At 39.5% G+C, this 18339-nt stretch carries 12 protein-coding genes and 1 CRISPR repeat array; of the genes, 6 read left to right on the plus strand and 6 right to left on the minus strand.

All coding sequences use genetic code 11. The annotated features are described in order from the left end of the window. The first annotated feature begins 52 nt into the window (after nt 1-52). A CRISPR array of direct repeats spans nt 53-1606; the repeat unit is 36 nt; unit sequence GTTTTGGAACCATTCGAAACAACACAGCTCTAAAAC. Nucleotides 1607-1696: 90 nt separating this feature from the next. The 6 genes from csn2 to B7725_RS00100 form a co-directional block, all read right to left on the minus strand. Beyond that, the gene (gene csn2 / locus B7725_RS00075) at nt 1697-2359 is read right to left on the minus strand and encodes a type II-A CRISPR-associated protein Csn2 (RefSeq protein ID WP_084874083.1); all 663 of its coding nucleotides are present in this window, start codon (nt 2357-2359) and stop codon (nt 1697-1699) included. Beyond that, nucleotides 2349-2693, minus strand: a complete 345-nt coding sequence (gene cas2 / locus B7725_RS00080) for a CRISPR-associated endonuclease Cas2 (protein WP_084874084.1) — start codon at nt 2691-2693, stop codon at nt 2349-2351. The genes csn2 and cas2 overlap by 11 nt, the downstream gene beginning before the upstream one ends. Continuing rightward, nucleotides 2690-3556 carry a type II CRISPR-associated endonuclease Cas1 gene (gene cas1 / locus B7725_RS00085; protein ID WP_084874085.1) on the minus strand — a complete coding sequence of 289 codons (867 nt, stop codon included), beginning with the start codon at nt 3554-3556 and terminating at the stop codon, nt 2690-2692. The genes cas2 and cas1 overlap by 4 nt, the downstream gene beginning before the upstream one ends. Then, complete coding sequence (gene cas9 / locus B7725_RS00090; RefSeq protein WP_084874086.1) at nt 3556-7818, minus strand: type II CRISPR RNA-guided endonuclease Cas9; 4263 nt, start codon at nt 7816-7818, stop codon at nt 3556-3558. Before cas9 ends, cas1 begins: the two co-directional genes overlap by 1 nt. A 367-nt stretch (nt 7819-8185) precedes the next feature. Next, nucleotides 8186-9085 carry a UTP--glucose-1-phosphate uridylyltransferase GalU gene (gene galU / locus B7725_RS00095; protein WP_000811019.1) on the minus strand — a complete coding sequence of 300 codons (900 nt, stop codon included), beginning with the start codon at nt 9083-9085 and terminating at the stop codon, nt 8186-8188. A gap of 22 nt (nt 9086-9107) precedes the next feature. Next, entirely contained in the window at nt 9108-10124 is a 1017-nt protein-coding gene (locus B7725_RS00100; protein WP_084874087.1) for an NAD(P)H-dependent glycerol-3-phosphate dehydrogenase, read from the minus strand. 206 nt (nt 10125-10330) lie between these two features. Here B7725_RS00100 and B7725_RS00105 point away from each other — a divergent pair, with 206 nt between their 5' ends. The 6 genes from B7725_RS00105 (at nt 10331) to B7725_RS00135 (ending at nt 18186) form a co-directional block, all read left to right on the plus strand. Beyond that, on the plus strand, nt 10331-12037 hold the full coding sequence (locus B7725_RS00105) for an ABC transporter ATP-binding protein (protein ID WP_084874088.1): 1707 nt from the start codon (nt 10331-10333) through the stop codon (nt 12035-12037). A gap of 1 nt (nt 12038) precedes the next feature. After that, the gene (locus B7725_RS00110) at nt 12039-13805 is read left to right on the plus strand and encodes an ABC transporter ATP-binding protein (RefSeq protein WP_084874089.1); all 1767 of its coding nucleotides are present in this window, start codon (nt 12039-12041) and stop codon (nt 13803-13805) included. Nucleotides 13806-13943: 138 nt separating this feature from the next. After that, nucleotides 13944-14633 carry a gamma-glutamyl-gamma-aminobutyrate hydrolase family protein gene (locus B7725_RS00115; protein ID WP_007522642.1) on the plus strand — a complete coding sequence of 230 codons (690 nt, stop codon included), beginning with the start codon at nt 13944-13946 and terminating at the stop codon, nt 14631-14633. A gap of 168 nt (nt 14634-14801) precedes the next feature. Further along, nucleotides 14802-16151, plus strand: a complete 1350-nt coding sequence (locus B7725_RS00125; protein WP_084874090.1) for a glucose-6-phosphate isomerase — start codon at nt 14802-14804, stop codon at nt 16149-16151. 127 nt (nt 16152-16278) lie between these two features. Next, nucleotides 16279-17739: a glutamate--tRNA ligase gene (gene gltX, locus B7725_RS00130; RefSeq protein ID WP_084874091.1), complete on the plus strand. Its 1461-nt coding sequence runs from the start codon at nt 16279-16281 to the stop codon at nt 17737-17739. Between the two features lie 12 nt (nt 17740-17751). Continuing rightward, a complete protein-coding gene (locus B7725_RS00135; RefSeq protein ID WP_084874092.1) occupies nt 17752-18186 on the plus strand; it encodes a cytidine deaminase family protein in 435 nt (144 codons plus the stop codon). Nucleotides 18187-18339: the final 153 nt, after the last annotated feature.

Raw genomic sequence — 18339 nt, forward strand, 5'->3', positions numbered from 1 at the left:
CGAAACAACACAGCTCTAAAACTGTTCTTTCAACCATCTATCAAATCCATCGGTTTTGGAACCATTCGAAACAACACAGCTCTAAAACGCCACTGGATCGATAACTACATCGTCTGGAGTTTTGGAACCATTCGAAACAACACAGCTCTAAAACTTTTGGAAACAGTTGGTTTTTCAAACTTAAGTTTTGGAACCATTCGAAACAACACAGCTCTAAAACTTTGGTCGTGATACGGTCACGCACCATGTCGTTTTGGAACCATTCGAAACAACACAGCTCTAAAACACCAGCTCCCTCATTTTCTTTTCAGATTGAGTTTTGGAACCATTCGAAACAACACAGCTCTAAAACGCTAGGTCTTTTATTGACAAAGTTTTGAATGTTTTGGAACCATTCGAAACAACACAGCTCTAAAACACTGCACTGCGAGAGCAATTCTCTTCTATCGTTTTGGAACCATTCGAAACAACACAGCTCTAAAACGCTAGGTCTTTTATTGACAAAGTTTTGAATGTTTTGGAACCATTCGAAACAACACAGCTCTAAAACACTGCACTGCGAGAGCAATTCTCTTCTATCGTTTTGGAACCATTCGAAACAACACAGCTCTAAAACTCCATACTTGGGAAGTATTCAAAGTCTGCTGTTTTGGAACCATTCGAAACAACACAGCTCTAAAACTGGCCATAGTGAATAAGCATCGCAACATTAGTTTTGGAACCATTCGAAACAACACAGCTCTAAAACTTAGACCAGTTGTTAAGCGTCTCTTGATCAGTTTTGGAACCATTCGAAACAACACAGCTCTAAAACGCATAAGCGGCAGCTCCTAATTTAGCTACTGTTTTGGAACCATTCGAAACAACACAGCTCTAAAACTAGAGTAAGTAAGAAGTTTTAAGATTTGGTGTTTTGGAACCATTCGAAACAACACAGCTCTAAAACAGATACCCTTAAACTCAATTGAATCTCAGAGTTTTGGAACCATTCGAAACAACACAGCTCTAAAACTTTACAATTTGCTTGATACTACCCGAACTTGTTTTGGAACCATTCGAAACAACACAGCTCTAAAACCTCGCTCCATCGATTTTGGAAATCTTAAAAGTTTTGGAACCATTCGAAACAACACAGCTCTAAAACTCCTGTCGATATAAGCAAATGCATCCTTTTGTTTTGGAACCATTCGAAACAACACAGCTCTAAAACTGAGTTTGACTTGGTTTGTTCTCTTCTGCTGTTTTGGAACCATTCGAAACAACACAGCTCTAAAACAGTACAGTTAGAAAGTATAGACCGAGAGATGTTTTGGAACCATTCGAAACAACACAGCTCTAAAACGTGTGACCTTTACAAAAGGTGTTGAGGGAAGTTTTGGAACCATTCGAAACAACACAGCTCTAAAACTTGTCATTACTGAGGAAAATTACACCTATTGTTTTGGAACCATTCGAAACAACACAGCTCTAAAACAATATAGAGGTACATCATGTTCTAAACACAGTTTTGGAACCATTCGAAACAACACAGCTCTAAAACAAGAAGTTGGGTTCAAATACTGTCTAATCAGTTTTGGAACCATTCGAAACAACACAGCTCTAAAACCTCGTAGAAAAATTTTTCTCACGAAATTTCGTAATCGCGCCATTCGTCCCAGCCAGACTTCAGCTCGTTAGGTTCCAATTGTTACTCTTATTATACCATATTTTCAGGGTTCAAGAAATAGTCTTGATCCATCACATACTGCGGAAAATCATAGACTTTTCGAGGTTCGACAAATAAAACCCTTAGTTGATTGAGTTGGATATACTCTATCAGATTTACCAACTCATCCTTTGATAGATAGGCGATCGCATTGATGAAAACAAGGAGTTTCTTTTTGGAAAGATATTTAAAAACTTGGACAATTTCTAGCATCTTTTCAAAAGGTGTATCACTCAGAGTTTCAACTTTGACCCCTAGCGCATCGATTAACTCCAGAATGGTGATTTCGTCGTATTCTAGGTCCAATTCGTTTTCTAAACACTCAAATGCCAGCAATTCTGTTATCGTAGCTACCAGCTTTTCAATCATGGATTTTACTTCTGGTTTGTCATTGAGTTGATTTTCAAGATCAGCATGTATCAGCTTGAGCATGGCAGGTGAGTTGAGATTATATCCTAAGACATCCGTTATCAGTAGCAACTCTGATTCTTTCAGAGCTTTCAGACGTGTGTCAAATAATTTCAGTTCCCCTTCATCTGAATATTGGTAGAACTGTTTGACGATAGTTGAAAAGGTAAACTGGTCTTCTAACACTAAAAAGGTTGCATTCTCAATTGTTAATGGTTCATCCAATAATGGGAAATTAATCTTCATCTCTAGGCTCCTCTCCTAGAAAAACTAAACGTGCGTCGGAGTTTGCTACGCTGGTATTTCGCTCGCCATTTAAGTAAATCATGCGAGAAAACTGCTTTTCTGTAACGGTTAAGAGAGTAATACTCCCTTTTTTAGGATTATGAGTCTTAAGACGTTCAATCATGGCGTTATTAGCAGAGTTGTTGAGCAAGAGCTTGCTATAGATGGAGAATTGGTGCATGATAAATCCCTCATCTATGAGGAACTTCCGAAATTTCCGATAGGCCTTACGTTCCTCTACGGTATCAACTGGCATATCAAACATTAAAATCATACGCATATATCGATAACTCATATCCTAAACTCAGGAACTCCTTTCTCGGGTTGATTGAGAGCTTGAATGACTTTCTTAGTATAGTCGCTGACGATATTGGACAGATACATATCTTTGCCATTGTAGTGGAAGGTATCTGAGAAAATAGTGAAAAGTTCTCGTTTGATTTTGACAAAAGAACTGTTTCGATTTTCATAGACGATTCTGTCAATAATCGGACGGAAAGGCTCCATAATATCGCTAGCTAGGTTGAATTGATTAAACTGATTAGCATGTTTCAAGCCAAACTGGGTCATACAGCCAGACAAAACAATCTCACGCGCAAACATACTCAAAATCAAGGTGTAACCGTAGTCTAAGGCAGCGTTGATATCACTATCTTGTTCACGGCTAAAATCATTTCCAAACAAGGTATTGAAATAAATCCGAGCAGCATGCCCTTCACGATTACTAGGATCAAATAGATCCAACCCCTGATAGAGATCAATGACGGACTGACTCTTTTCCAGAAAACCACAACTCCCCAGATAAAAAGCCTGATTGAGAATCTTTTGTGCAATGATGGTTGTCCAGATTTCCGCCTTTATATCTTCATTCCAAGCAATTTGCCGAGAGAGTTGTAAACTGGAATCGTGCCGACCGTAGTAAGGCATTAAATATGCTGTCGGCAAGCGTTTATCATCACAAAAGATGACCAGAATATTTTCATCCACCAAGCGTTTGATTAGCATAGTGGAGAGAACGATATCCGTCGTCTCCAAAAGTAGGATGTCCACCTCGGACAGGTGAATCAACTCTGTCCGAGAGACATCTTTAAAAATCAAGTGATTGTTCTTGTAAGAGAGCTTAGAGTGTGTATTGACAACAACGGTTCTCCATCCCATTAGTCTTCTCCTAGTTTGCTCAAGTCAATCCGAGTCTCGTAGAGACCAGTGATGGATTGGTGGATGAGGGTGGCATCAAGCATTTTTCTATCCGGCTTTGGACGCATTCTTGGTACTGTGTATTTATCATTAAAGAAATTAATGATATCTTTTGGAGCACCACTCTTTACAAAACTAAACATTTTTATAAAATTATCATAATAATAACGAATTGTCTCCTCGTTATTGTCAATTTGTTTGATCGGTCTTTCATTATATCCATTAATGAGAGTTTGCAATGACTTAGTTTCACCTAACATTTTTTGTGAATAATTTGATAAACGATCCGCAATATTATCAAACTCATTCTGATGAGTCTGTATAAAATTTTGGCTTTCCTTTATTGCGCTTTCAGATTTTAAATCCATCAAATTCGATTTAGTCAAAAGTCGCTTCATATGGAAAAATAATTCATTTTGAGTTTTTGTTAATTTAAATTGGGTAACTTTATGAAGGTTTGACTTGCTTTCAAATAGCATCCTTGTTCCATCAATTTTCTGCATTAGTGAATATTTTGAAATTCTATAGAAGGCTAGAACACGGTTTAGATCATTCTTTTTAAGAAAACCTTCTTCTGAAACATTATTTAAGAATTGAAATGGATTATTATTAAATTTTTCATAATCAATTATAAAAATGTCATGGAATTCTTTTACAGTTTCTATTTTACCTTTCTTTTCATTAAATCGTTCTGCAATTATGATAATAGATAAGGCAGAATTCATTGGTCCATAACCTCCGTATATGGAGGTATCTAAAGAAGAAACTTTTGTTTTTAGTGGATAGCGATTATTAGCAGCAATTTGTTTATTCAATTTTCCAACAGGATTTTGATTATAAAATGCTCCTTTTTTAATCATTGTTCGTTTGACAAAGTTGATTTGAGAGTTGTAGATGACATCTTTTACGATTGGCAAATCCCTATTACAATCCCAAATATCTTTACTAACTTTGGAATCTGGATTATTAAAGAATCTCATGATGTTAGAATAGAGATGCTTTCTTAACGTTGCTTTATTCTCCTCATGCCGATTAAAGTGAGCATGGTGGCCATATATTAACTCAGGAGCTAATTTGGGATAGGCTTTAAGAAGAGTTTGTCCTACAACAACAGCTAGATAAGCATCGTGAGCATGGTGATAATCATTCAATTCACGTATTTTGGCAATATGAAAGGTGTTTCTAAAATTGGTAACTAGTTGAGATTTTAAAGTAATGATTTTGGTGTCTGAAAAACGATTGTCTAGTATGCGAGCAACATGCTTTATAATTTGTCGTGTTTCGACTAATTGACGTTCAATAAAGCCAGCTTTCATGCTCTCGGTCAGAACACCATCAGGAGTTCGTTCACTAGTAGTTAATCTTTGATATTTCGTTTGAGAAATTAGCTTGGCATTATATAATTTCTCCCAGAAAGGTTTCATATTAGCAACCGTCTCTTTGTCTGGTATATTATTCAACTTTCTTTGATTGTTTTCCCTATGCGTTAATACTTTATTATCAATCGAATCAATTGGTAAAAAACTATAGGGGATAATATGGTCGACTTCGTATTGATCTAGCTGGTCTCGGTATAAGGGAGTAGGACTTCCAGTTTTATCTAAGGAATACATGTCCTTCCCATTTTGAAGATAATATAAATATAATTTTTCAGATTGTAGTTGTTCATCTGAATGAGGAACTTTTCCACTTTCTAATACACTATCTTCAATATTTTTTAATGCAGACTCTAATTTAGATTTACGAGTTTTTGCCTTTTTTTGCCCCTCTTCGGTGGTCATATTTTCACGAGCCATTTCAATGATGATATTTTGGGGTGGATATCCTATAATCTGAACCAGCTCATCAACAATTTTAATACTATTCAAGATTCCTCGTTTGATAGCAGGACTACCAGCCAAATTTTTAATTTCTTCAAATACATCATCTTCAACAGTTGATTTAGATTGAATGGCTTTGATAGCAGAATCAAAGGATAAAGTGGTATCAGATATTAGCTGAGTTAAATTACGATTTTCATCATCATTTCGAAGGAACTGCATTAAATTAAAACCAGTATCCTCGTCTCGGATGCCTAATAATAACTTACCTGAATAACGTCCCCAGCCAGTATAGCGTAATTTCGAGAGTTGATTAATTTTCTCTTCATTTAAAAATTCAAGATGCCCAAAATATTTTGTAAGGTAGTTTTTAATAGATTTTTTATCATCAAAAACGGTAATAACTTTGATAATCTCTTCTAACTCTTTTTGATAGATTTCAGAATCTAGCAATTCTTCTGAAAAAATGGTTTTTAAATCATTATATGTTTTTAAAGTAGAATTAAGAGATTTTCCTTTTTCAATACCCGAAACAATTTCAACCGCTTGTAAATTTGTGAAATTCTCCAAGTAAGAAAGAAGCATTGCAGAACTAACACGTTTACTATTCGTTTTAAATAAATTATTGATTATTTCTTGTCGGAGCTCAGAATTGAAAAAGTGAATTTTCCCATATTTGTCTTTATACTTGACCCGAGTTAATTCATTTTGGAGCATGACTTCTTCATAGATTAAACTACGTTTTGGTAAAACTTTTTCATTTAAGAGAATAATATCATTTCCTATTAGATTGATGATGAATGCATCTCTAGTTTCATCCATATTTATCAGTTTATGATAGTTCCAAGGACGTATTTTACCATTTCTAGTATCTTCATCATTATCATCTAAAACATCTTGGCTAGTCGTTCGTTTAATCCAAGCAAATCTACTATTATTTCCTTTTGCCAGAGGACCAACATAATAAGGGATTTTAAATGTCAAGATAGATAGTAATTTATCTTTGTTTTCTAGTAGAAAAGGATAATCTCTTCCTTGTCTTTCTATAATCTTTTCTAGTTCATAAGCGTGAATTTGATTAGGAATTGCTCCATTATCAGTTGTACGGAGTTTTCTTAAAAATGTTCCATCTGATATTTTATTAAGAAAACATTCTGCCCCTTCAATACCAGTTATTTTCCCACTGATATAGTCATAAAAATTTTGTTGTATTGTTTTTTGTTTCTGTGGATTAGTTAATACCATCTTATTAGATATATATCCAACATATCCCTTTGTTTCTTTATCTACATCAAATCCAGTTGGTGTTTTTCTGCCAAAAATATCTAAATAATCTTGTTCAGATAGATTTTGTTTGACAAAAGATTTGAAACGTTGCAAATCTTTACGGTGTTCCTCGTATCGCTCGACCATAGTAGCAGAAAAGCGAGCATGAGTTGCTCCAGTGTAGGTTAGCATACTAGATAGGAGTATCGTATCACGTAAAATTTTTAGTTTAGCAAATACATCGGAAAAGTCTTCTTCTAATGCACCAAGAAGATTTTCTAGATTTTCATCATAGTTTTCTTTGGAGAAATTAAGATCAGGTTCTTCCTCTAATTCAAAACAATCTTTAAATTTCGTTTTTAAACCAAATAGCAACTGCAATAGTTGTTTGAAAATACTCTTATCTTTTTTTAGAAGCTCTTGTTGGAAATAGGATAGTATTTGTTTAACTTTTTCTTGTCTGTTCTCGCTTGACTTAAATATAGCTGCTATGGTTTTAGATTCATCAGAAATTTCCAAATCAAAAGCGTCTTGACAAGATTCAATGAAATCAATCCAAGAGTTTTGCATATTGATATTGTTAGGGTCAATTTTACCTAATGTTAGAAAGTGGCCTCTATATTTTAAAATGTGAGATAAGGCCATATATACTTCACGAATATCAGCAACGGGAGAATTTTTATCTGCATCAGCTAAGTGTTTTCGTAAATGATAAATCGTAGGGTACTTCTTGTGATAGGCAGTTTCTAATTCTTTATTACCAAAAAATGGCTGTTTTATTTGTATGTCCTCACTCTTATCACCAAGCACTCTAAAACTTTCGTCTAATCTACGATAAAAATTTTTATCGATTTTTTCAATCTCTTTTTGAAAAATATCTCGTAAATACGCTATTCTATGATTCCTTCTATCAATTCTACGCCGATTAACACGAAATACTCGAGTTCCTTGAGCTGATTGGGCAGGCACAAAGGTGGTAGATCCGATTAAATTCTTCTTTATTTTTTCTTTTTCTGTATTGCCTAAAACTTTAAATTTAAAAGCAGGCACTCGATAATCTTCAGTCACAACGGCATAACCGACGGATGATACACCTATATCTAAGCCGATTGAATAATTTTTATTAAATTTTGCCATAAAACTACTCCTTATCTTGATTTTTGATTTTATTTTTTGTATAATATCTGTGTTGGAACTATTCGAAACAACACAGCCAAAAGATTTTTCTTTTGAGTTAAAATATGGTTATCCATAATCAATTATGCGCGCCGATTCGGTGCTTTTTATTTTATTATACTAACTCATTGTACTCCTATTTTTATAAAAAAACAAATAATATCATAGCGCTTTCATGAAGTTTGAGACCGTTTCGATGGAGTTTATAAGTAAGTGAACTGAGAAATACGGATTCCTTTTTAAGTAGATGTTCTAAAGAATAGCAATATAAAATAAAAAGAACTGGGATAATTAACTATCCTAGCTCTTTTTTATATGTAATATTCTTCTATTCCCCCTCAGATAACTCTTTTCCAAGCTGGATGAGGTAGTCTTTCAAGTCGTCTTTGACTTGGGGGTGTCTTAGTGCGTAATCAATAGATGTTTTCATAAAGCCAAACTTGTCTCCAACATCGTAACGAGCACCCTTGAACTCACGAGCAAATACACGTTGTGTTTTATTGAGGGTGTCGATTGCATCTGTAAGCTGAATTTCATTTCCTGCACCTGGTTTTTGGTGTTCCAAGATTTGGAAAATTTCAGGTGTGAGGAGGTAGCGGCCAATAATAGCAAGGTCGCTAGGAGCATCCTCTGGAGCTGGTTTTTCAACAAAGGTTTCAACACTGTAAAGGCCGTCTTTTCCTTCGCCTTGCGGAGCAATAACCCCATAAGCAGATACTTCGTCATGAGGGACTGGCATAACAGCGATAGTGGACGCGTGTGTACGCTCGTAGTCATCCATGAGTTGTTTGGTGAGCGGAACAGCTTTTTCGTTGGTGATATCCATCAAGTCATCACCAAGCATAACGATAAAGGGTTCATTTCCAACGAAAGCCTTGGCTTGCAAAACAGCATCTCCGAGACCACGTGGATGCGTTTGGCGGATAAAATGCAGGCGCATGCCAGTTGTTTCATCAACTAGCTTCAAAAGATCTGTTTTCCCTTTTTCTTTGAGGTTGTATTCCAATTCGAAGTTTGAGTCGAAGTGGTCCTCAATGGAACGTTTTGACTTACCAGTCACAACCAAAATGTCTTCGATACCAGATTTGAGGGCTTCTTCAACGATAAACTGGATAGTTGGCTTGTCCACGATTGGCAACATTTCCTTGGCCAAAGCCTTAGTTGCTGGGAGGAAACGAGTTCCCAATCCAGCGGCAGGGATGACTGCTTTTCTGACTTTTTGTTTCATAAATGTTCCTTTCTATAAAGGTCTACGACCATTCGTTTTCTGCTTTAAATTCATTGTTCATGATGTCACTGATGGCTTCTTTGATATTGATACCTTCATAGATAACTCGGTAGATGGCCTGCGTGATTGGCATGTAAACACCCAATTCCTGAGCCAGTTCATAAGCCGCTCGAGTCGTTGAAATGCCTTCAATGACCATACCCATATTAGCCTCAATGTCTGCGAGGGATTCTCCACGACCGAGAGCATTACCGGCCCTCCAGTTACGAGAGTGGACAGATGTTCCCGTTACAATCAAATCCCCAACTCCAGAAAGACCGCTATAAGTTAGAGGATTAGCTCCAAGAGCGACTCCTAGACGGGTGATTTCTGCCAAGCCACGGGCAATGATAGCCGCCTTGGCATTGTCGCCAAACCCTAGTCCATGTAGTGCCCCAGCGCCAACTGCAATGATGTTTTTGAGAGCACCAGCGGTTTCAACCCCGATAACATCCGTATTAGTATAGAGACGGAAGTAGTGATTGCTAAAGAGATTTTGAACGTACTGGGCAGTTTCGAGGTCTTTAGAGGCTGCTGTAATCAAGGTAATATCCCGTACAATAGTTTCCTCAGCATGGCTCGGCCCTGAAACAACGACGATATCACTGCGAAGGTCAGCTGGGATTTCCTCCTCAAGAATGGTTGATAGACGTTTGTGGCTATCTGGTTCCAATCCTTTGGAGGCATGCATGATGACAACCTTGTGATCAAGCACCTTTGCTACTTGTTGGGCAACCAGTCTCGTTACTTTTGTTGGGACCACAAATAAAACAGCATCCACATCCTTTAGTGTTTCTTCCAAGTCATGATAGGCTTTGATCTTTTCGTCGAGTAGGATATCTTTGAAGTAGCGTTTGTTTGTATGTTGGTTATTGATTTCATCAATTTGGTCAGAAATATTTCCCCAAATTCGAACCTCGTGTCCATTGTCGTTTAGGACCTGCGAAAGGGCGGTCCCCCAAGAACCAGGACCCAAGACAGCGATGGTTTGTTTCTTCATCTTTTCCTCCTTGTAAGAGTTCTTCCTTTCATTTTACCATAAAAAGCCTTTTCATGCATCACCTGTATATGAAAGCGCACTAATTTATAATAAGGAGACTTCTTTGACAAGATTCCTCTTTTTTGCTAGAATAGCATCAATATGAACGAATGAGAAGGAGCTGACGCAGGATGTCGCTCCCTTTATCTATTTTATTAGGAGGAAATATGCTCATTAAAAAAATAAAAACCTATAAATGGCAAGCCTTGGCATCCTTAATGATGACAGGCTTGATGGTTGCGAGTTCGCTCTTGCAACCGCGCTATTTGCAAGAGGTGTTAGAGGCTTTGTTGGCCGGGCAAAATGAGGCTATTTATAGTATTGGCGCTTGGCTGATAGGAGTAGCCCTAGTCGGTCTGGTTGCAGGTGGGGTCAATGTAACGCTTGCAGCCTACATTGCTCAAGGAGTGTCTTCGGACCTTCGGGAAGACGCTTTTCGCAAGATCCAGACTTTTTCTTATGCCAATATCGAGCAGTTTAATGCGGGTAACCTTGTCGTCCGTATGACCAATGATATCAACCAAATTCAGAACGTGGTGATGATGGCTTTTCAAATCCTCTTCCGTCTCCCTCTTCTTTTTATTGGTTCCTTTATTTTGGCGGTTCACACTCTCCCGTCACTTTGGTGGGTGATTGTCCTCATGGTGCTCCTAATCTTTGCACTTACAGCCATCATGATGGGGATGATGGGGCCACGATTTGCTAAGTTTCAAGCCCTTCTTGAACGGATCAATGCTATCGCTAAGGAAAATCTACGTGGTGTGCGCGTGGTCAAATCCTTTGTACAGGAAAAAGCACAATTTGACAAATTTACTGAGGTTTCAGATGAACTTCTCGGGCAAAATCTTTATATCGGTTATGCCTTCTCAGTTATAGAACCTGTTATGATGCTAGTCGGCTATGGAGCGGTCTTCCTCTCTATCTGGTTGGTGGCAGGCATGGCTCAGTCAGATCCATCTGTTGTGGGCTCTATTGCTTCCTTTATCAACTATCTCAGCCAGATTATCTTTACCATCATCATGGTTGGATTTTTAGGAAATTCTGTCAGCCGTGCCATGATTTCCTTGCGTCGTGTCCGCGAAATTCTAGATACCGAGCCAGCGATGACCTTTAAAGATCTCCCAGATGAGGAGTTAGAAGGAAGTCTCTCTTTTGAAAATGTAACCTTCACCTATCCCAATGACGATGAGCCTATGCTGAAGAATGTAACCTTTGAAATTGCGCCTGATCAGATGATCGGTGTGGTTGGGGCTACTGGAGCAGGGAAGTCCACTCTAGCTCAGTTAATTCCACGACTTTTTGATCCACAGGAGGGATCTATCAAGATTGGTGGCAAGGATATTCGAGACGTCAGCGAGGGAACCTTGCGTAAAACAGTTTCCATCGTCTTGCAACGTGCTATTCTCTTTAGTGGGACAATTGCAGATAATCTTCGTCAAGGAAAAGGCAATGCCAGCGTGTCAGAAATGGAACGTGCAGCACGAATCGCCCAAGCCAGCGAATTTATCGGACGCATGGAAAACAAATTTGAGAGTCAGGTCGAAGAACGTGGCACCAACTTTTCTGGTGGACAAAAACAACGGATGTCGATTGCCCGTGGGATTGTCAGCAATCCCCGTATCCTGATTTTTGACGATTCGACTTCAGCCCTAGATGCAAAGTCAGAAAGACTCGTACAGGAGGCTTTGAACAAAGATTTGAAAGGGACAACAACCATTATCATCGCTCAAAAAATCAGTTCAGTCGTCCATGCAGACAAGATTTTGGTCTTGGACCAAGGGCGATTGATTGGTCAAGGAACACATGCAGACTTGGTAGCTAGCAATGCTGTCTACCGCGAAATCTACGAAACACAAAAGGGAAAGGAGGAATAAAATGAAAACCGTTCGATTTTTCTGGAATTATTTTAAAGTTTACAAGTTCTCCTTTGTCATTGTGATTCTGATGGTTGCAGTTGCGACGATTGCCCAAGCCCTCTTTCCAGTTTTTTCAGGTCAAGCAGTAACAGAGCTCGCTAACCTAGTTCTGGCTTATCAAAATGGAACTTCCGAACTAGCCTGGCAGAGTTTATCAGCTCTGATGCTGAATCTAGCTCTGGTTGTCCTCGCCCTAGTAGTATCCAGTTTGATTTACATGACCTTTATGACTCGTGTGATTGCTGAGTCAACAAATGAGATGCGTAAGGGCCTCTTTGGCAAACTTTCTCGTTTGACGGTTTCTTTCTTTGACCGCCATCAGGATGGCGACATCCTTTCTCGCTTCACGAGTGACTTGGACAACATCCTTCAAGCCTTCAATGAAAGCCTAGTTCAGGTTATGAGCAATATTGCTCTTTACATCGGTTTGATTTTTGTCATGTTTTCAAAAAATGTGACGCTAGCCCTGATAACAGTAGCCAGCACTCCAGTGGCCTTTCTCATGCTGGTCTTCATCGTGAAAATGGCCCGCAAGTACACCAATCTCCAGCAAAAAGAGGTTGGAAAACTCAACGCCTACATGGACGAGAGTATTTCTGGGCAGAAAGCTGTTATCGTACAAGGAATTCAAGATGACATCGTAGCAGGCTTTGTGGAGCAAAATGAGCGCGTGCGTAAGGCAACCTTTAAAGGGAGAATGTTCTCAGGAATCCTCTTTCCTGTTATGAATGGGATGAGCTTGGTTAATACGGCTATCGTCATTTTTGCAGGTTCGGCTGTCTTGCTGAACGATCCAAGTATCGAAACAACGACAGCCCTAGGTTTGATTGTCATGTTTACCCAATTTTCTCAGCAGTACTACCAGCCGATTATCCAGGTGGCTGCGAGTTGGGGGAGCCTCCAGTTGGCCTTTACTGGGGCCGATCGTATCCAAGAAATGTTCGATGCAGAAGAAGAGATTCGCCCGCAAAATGCACCAGCCTTTACGGAATTACGAGAAGGCGTTGAAATCAGTCACATTGATTTCTCCTATGTGCCAGACAAGCCGATTTTAAAAGATGTCAGCATTTCAGCTCCTAAGGGGCAGATGGTAGCAGTTGTCGGCCCGACTGGTTCAGGGAAGACGACCATCATGAACCTCATCAATCGTTTCTACGATGTAGATGCAGGTAGCATTTCCTTTGATGGAAAAGACATCCGTGACTATGACTTGGATAGCCTGCGGAGCAAGGTCGGGATTGTCCTGCAGGATTCGGTCTTATTTAGTGGAACGATTCGTGACAATATCCGATTTGGTGTGCCAGATGCCAGTCAGGAAATGGTCGAAGCAGCTGCCAAGGCAACTCATATTCATGACTACATCGAAAGCTTGCCTGATAAGTATGATACCCTTATTGATGATGAGCAAAATATCTTCTCGACTGGGCAGAAACAATTGATTTCCATCGCTCGAACCTTGATGACAGATCCTCAAGTCCTAATCTTAGATGAAGCGACTTCCAATGTCGATACCGTAACAGAAAGCAAAATCCAGCATGCTATGGAGGCAGTTGTAGCAGGACGAACCAGTTTTGTCATTGCCCATCGTCTCAAGACCATCCTCAATGCCGATCAGATTATTGTCCTCAAAGATGGAGAGGTCATTGAACGTGGAAATCATCACGAGTTGCTCAAACTTGGCGGTTTCTACTCAGAACTGTATCACAATCAATTTGTCTTCGAATAAAAAAGAAGTTGTCCTCTTGGGCAGCTTTTTCTTGTCCATAAAAAATACTTATCACGGTCTTTAAAAAAACATATTAGACAGGAAAGGGTTGGAGTGATAAGATAAGACTGTCGCAAGAAAATCGAAAGGAGACACATCATGGCTAGAACGGTTGTAGGAGTTGCTGCAAATCTATGTCCTGTAGATGCAGAAGGGAAAAACATTCACTCATCTGTATCCTGTAAATTTGCAGAGAGCATTCGTCAAGTCGGTGGTCTCCCTTTAGTGATTCCTGTAGGAGATGAGTCCATTGTGCGCGATTATGTGGAAATGATTGACAAACTCATCTTGACAGGTGGGCAAAATGTCCATCCCCAATTTTATGGAGAGAAAAAAACCATCGAGAGCGATGATTACAACCTTGCTCGTGATGAATTTGAATTGGCACTCTTGAGAGAAGCACTCCATCAGAATAAGCCCATTTTGGCAATCTGCCGTGGGGTTCAGCTGGTCAATGTTGCTTTTGGCGGCACTCTTCACCAAGAAATTGAAGGTCACTGGCAAGGCTTGCCTTTTGGAACATCTCATTCTATTGAAACAGTAGAAGGAAGCGTGGTGGCTAAGTTGTTCGGAAAAGAAAGTCAGGTCAACTCAGTCCATCGTCAAAGTATCAAAGATCTGGCGCCTAATTTCCGTGTAACTGCTATTGATCCAAGAGACCAGACCATCGAAGCGATTGAGTCTATCGACGAGCACCGTATCATCGGTTTGCAGTGGCATCCAGAGTTTCTGGTCAATGAAGAAGACGGCAATTTAGAACTATTTGAGTATTTATTAAATGAATTGTAACGGTTAGAGACTCTAGCCGTTTTTATTCGTTCTTTCAGATTTTTTGTATTTTGGCATTTTTACGCAAACGTTTGAATTCTGATAAAAATTGGGCAAATTCAATAAAAAAGCTTGAAAAAATCGAAGGTAAGCGTTATGATAGAAAAGAAGAAATATTGGAGGAATATCATGTCACATATTAAATTTGACTATTCAAAAGTTTTGGACAAATTTGTTGCCCCACATGAAGTGGAATACATGCAATCACAAGTAACAGCAGCAGACGAATTGATCCGTAAAGGAACTGGTGCTGGTAGCGACTTTTTGGGTTGGTTGGACCTTCCTGAAAATTACGACCGCGAAGAATTCGACCGCATCTTGGAAGCTGCTGAGCAAATCAAATCAGACAGCGATGTCTTGGTTGTAATCGGTATCGGTGGATCTTACCTTGGAGCGAAAGCAGCCATTGACTTCTTGAACCACCACTTTGCGAACTTGCAAACAAAAGAAGAACGCAAAGCTCCACAAATCCTTTACGCAGGAAACTCAATCTCATCTACTTACCTTGCTGACTTGGTAGAGTACGTAGCTGACAAAGACTTCTCAGTAAACGTGATTTCTAAATCAGGTACAACAACTGAACCAGCGATCGCTTTCCGTGTCTTCAAAGAACTCTTGGTTAAGAAATACGGACAAGAAGAAGCTAACAAACGTATCTATGCTACAACTGACCGCCAAAAAGGTGCTGTTAAGGTTGAAGCAGATGCCAACGGTTGGGAAACATTTGTGGTTCCAGATGATATCGGTGGACGTTTCTCAGTATTGACAGCAGTTGGCTTGCTTCCAATCGCAGCATCAGGAGCTGACATCAAAGCCCTTATGGAAGGTGCTAACGCAGCTCGTAAAGATTACACTTCAGACAAACTTTCAGAAAACGAAGCTTACCAATACGCAGCCGTTCGTAACATCCTTTACCGCAAAGGCTACGCTACTGAAATCTTGGTAAACTACGAACCATCACTTCAATACTTCTCAGAATGGTGGAAACAATTGGCTGGTGAGTCAGAAGGGAAAGACCAAAAAGGGATCTACCCAACTTCAGCAAACTTCTCAACTGACTTGCACTCATTGGGTCAATTTATCCAAGAAGGAACTCGTATCATGTTTGAAACAGTTGTCCGTGTTGACAAACCACGTAAGAACGTGATCATTCCTACTTTGGAAGAAGACCTTGACGGACTTGGTTACCTTCAAGGAAAAGACGTTGACTTTGTAAACAAAAAAGCAACTGACGGTGTTCTTCTTGCCCACACAGACGGTGATGTACCAAACATGTACGTAACCCTTCCAGAGCAAGATGCCTTCACTCTTGGCTACACGATCTACTTCTTCGAATTGGCTATCGCCCTTTCAGGTTACTTGAATGCCATCAACCCATTTGACCAACCAGGTGTTGAAGCATACAAACGCAACATGTTTGCCCTTCTTGGGAAACCAGGATTTGAAGAATTGAGCAAAGAGCTTAACGCACGTCTATAATAGAAGAAAAGAGTGGCCTGACCACTCTTTTTACTCTCTTTATCCGTAGAAATTGGACTCAGGCGAGACTTGTGATATAATATAGAAAGCAAAAAGGCAGACGCCTAGAGACTTTATAGGAGAAACTATGTCAAAAGATATCCGCGTACGCTACGCACCAAGTCCAACAGGACTACTACACATCGGAAATGCCCGTACAGCATTATTCAACTACCTTTACGCACGCCATCATGGTGGAACTTTTATTATTCGTATCGAAGATACCGACCGTAAACGCCATGTTGAGGATGGTGAACGTTCACAGCTTGAAAATCTTCGTTGGTTAGGAATGAATTGGGATGAAAGTCCAGAAACTCATGAAAACTATCGCCAATCAGAGCGTTTGGAACTCTATCAAAAATACATCGACCAATTGCTAGCTGAAGGAAAAGCCTACAAATCTTACGTTACAGAAGAAGAGTTGGCAGCTGAGCGTGAACGCCAAGAAGCAGCTGGCGAAACACCACGCTACATCAATGAATATCTTGGCATGAGCGAAGAAGAAAAGGCGGCTTACATTGCAAAACGTGAAGCAGCTGGTATCATCCCGACTGTCCGTTTGGCTGTCAATGAGTCTGGTATCTACAAATGGCACGATATAGTCAAAGGTGATATCGAGTTTGAAGGTGGCAATATCGGTGGTGACTGGGTTATCCAAAAGAAAGACGGTTACCCAACTTACAATTTTGCTGTTGTGATTGATGATCACGATATGCAAATTTCTCATGTTATCCGTGGAGATGACCACATCGCCAACACACCCAAACAGCTTATGGTTTATGAGGCTCTTGGTTGGGAAGCTCCAGAGTTCGGTCACATGACTTTGATCATCAACTCTGAAACGGGTAAAAAATTGTCTAAACGCGACACCAATACCCTTCAGTTTATCGAAGACTACCGTAAAAAAGGCTATTTGTCAGAAGCAGTCTTTAACTTTATCGCTCTTCTTGGTTGGAACCCAGGTGGCGAAGATGAAATTTTCTCACGTGAGGAATTGATTAAACTCTTTGATGAAAATCGTCTCAGCAAGTCACCAGCAGCCTTCGATCAGAAGAAACTAGACTGGATGAGCAACGACTACATCAAGAGAGCTGACTTAGCAACTATCTTTGAGATGGCAAAACCATTCCTAGAAGAAGCAGGGCGTTTGACTGACAAATCAGAGAAAATGGTAGAACTCTACAAACCACAAATGAAGTCAGTTGATGAGATTGTTCCTTTGACAGATCTTTTCTTTGCAGATTTCCCAGAGCTGACAGATGCTGAGCGCGAGGTCATGGCAGGAGAAACCGTTCCAGTTGTTCTAGAAGCCTTCAAAGCGAAACTAGAAGCAATGACAGATGAGGAGTTTGTGACAGAAAACATCTTCCCACAAATCAAAGCAGTCCAAAAAGAAACAGGTATCAAAGGAAAAAATCTCTTCATGCCAATTCGTATTGCTGTATCAGGTGAAATGCATGGACCAGAATTACCAGACACCATTTTCTTACTCGGACGTGAAAAGTCAATTCAGCATATCGATAATATGCTGAAAGAGATTTCCAAATAAAAAGGACTTCCAATGGATACATGGGAAAAGATGTATGAAGAAGCACGAACCTTATTCAATCCCCATGAAGTTTCTGACTTTGTTTATGCTAACCATGTTGTTGCTGCGATAGAAGCAGAAGATGGTCAAATCTTCACAGGATTCTGTATGGAGGGCACTTGTGGCGTTTTTCATCTTTGTGCAGAACGAGCGGCTCTCTTTAATATGTATCAATTTTCAGGACAAACTAAAGTTAAGAAAATCCTCGCCTTTCGAGATAAACCTCCCTACGGCGAAGGATCAGGTATGCCCTGTGGCGCATGCAGAGAATTTCTCTTAGAATTGAATGCTGAAAATAAAGAAGCAGAGTTCATGATGGACTACAAAACAAGAAAAACAATCAAAGTTGCCGAGTTGATCCCATACTGGTGGGGAGAGGAACGTGCGACTAATTGGCAAGATAAATAGAAGGAGTCAGTTTTACTGGCTCTTTTCCCTTATTTTTTCAGAATTTCGATAAAGAGGAAAAAAGCTCTTGACAAAGTAGGAAAAGTAGGTATAATAGAAAGAGTTGAAAAGCTCAAGGTCCGTTGGTCAAGGGGTTAAGACACCGCCTTTTCA

Origin of the sequence: Streptococcus oralis subsp. tigurinus (assembly GCF_002096275.1) — a bacterium.
Lineage (GTDB): Bacteria > Bacillota > Bacilli > Lactobacillales > Streptococcaceae > Streptococcus > Streptococcus oralis_CN.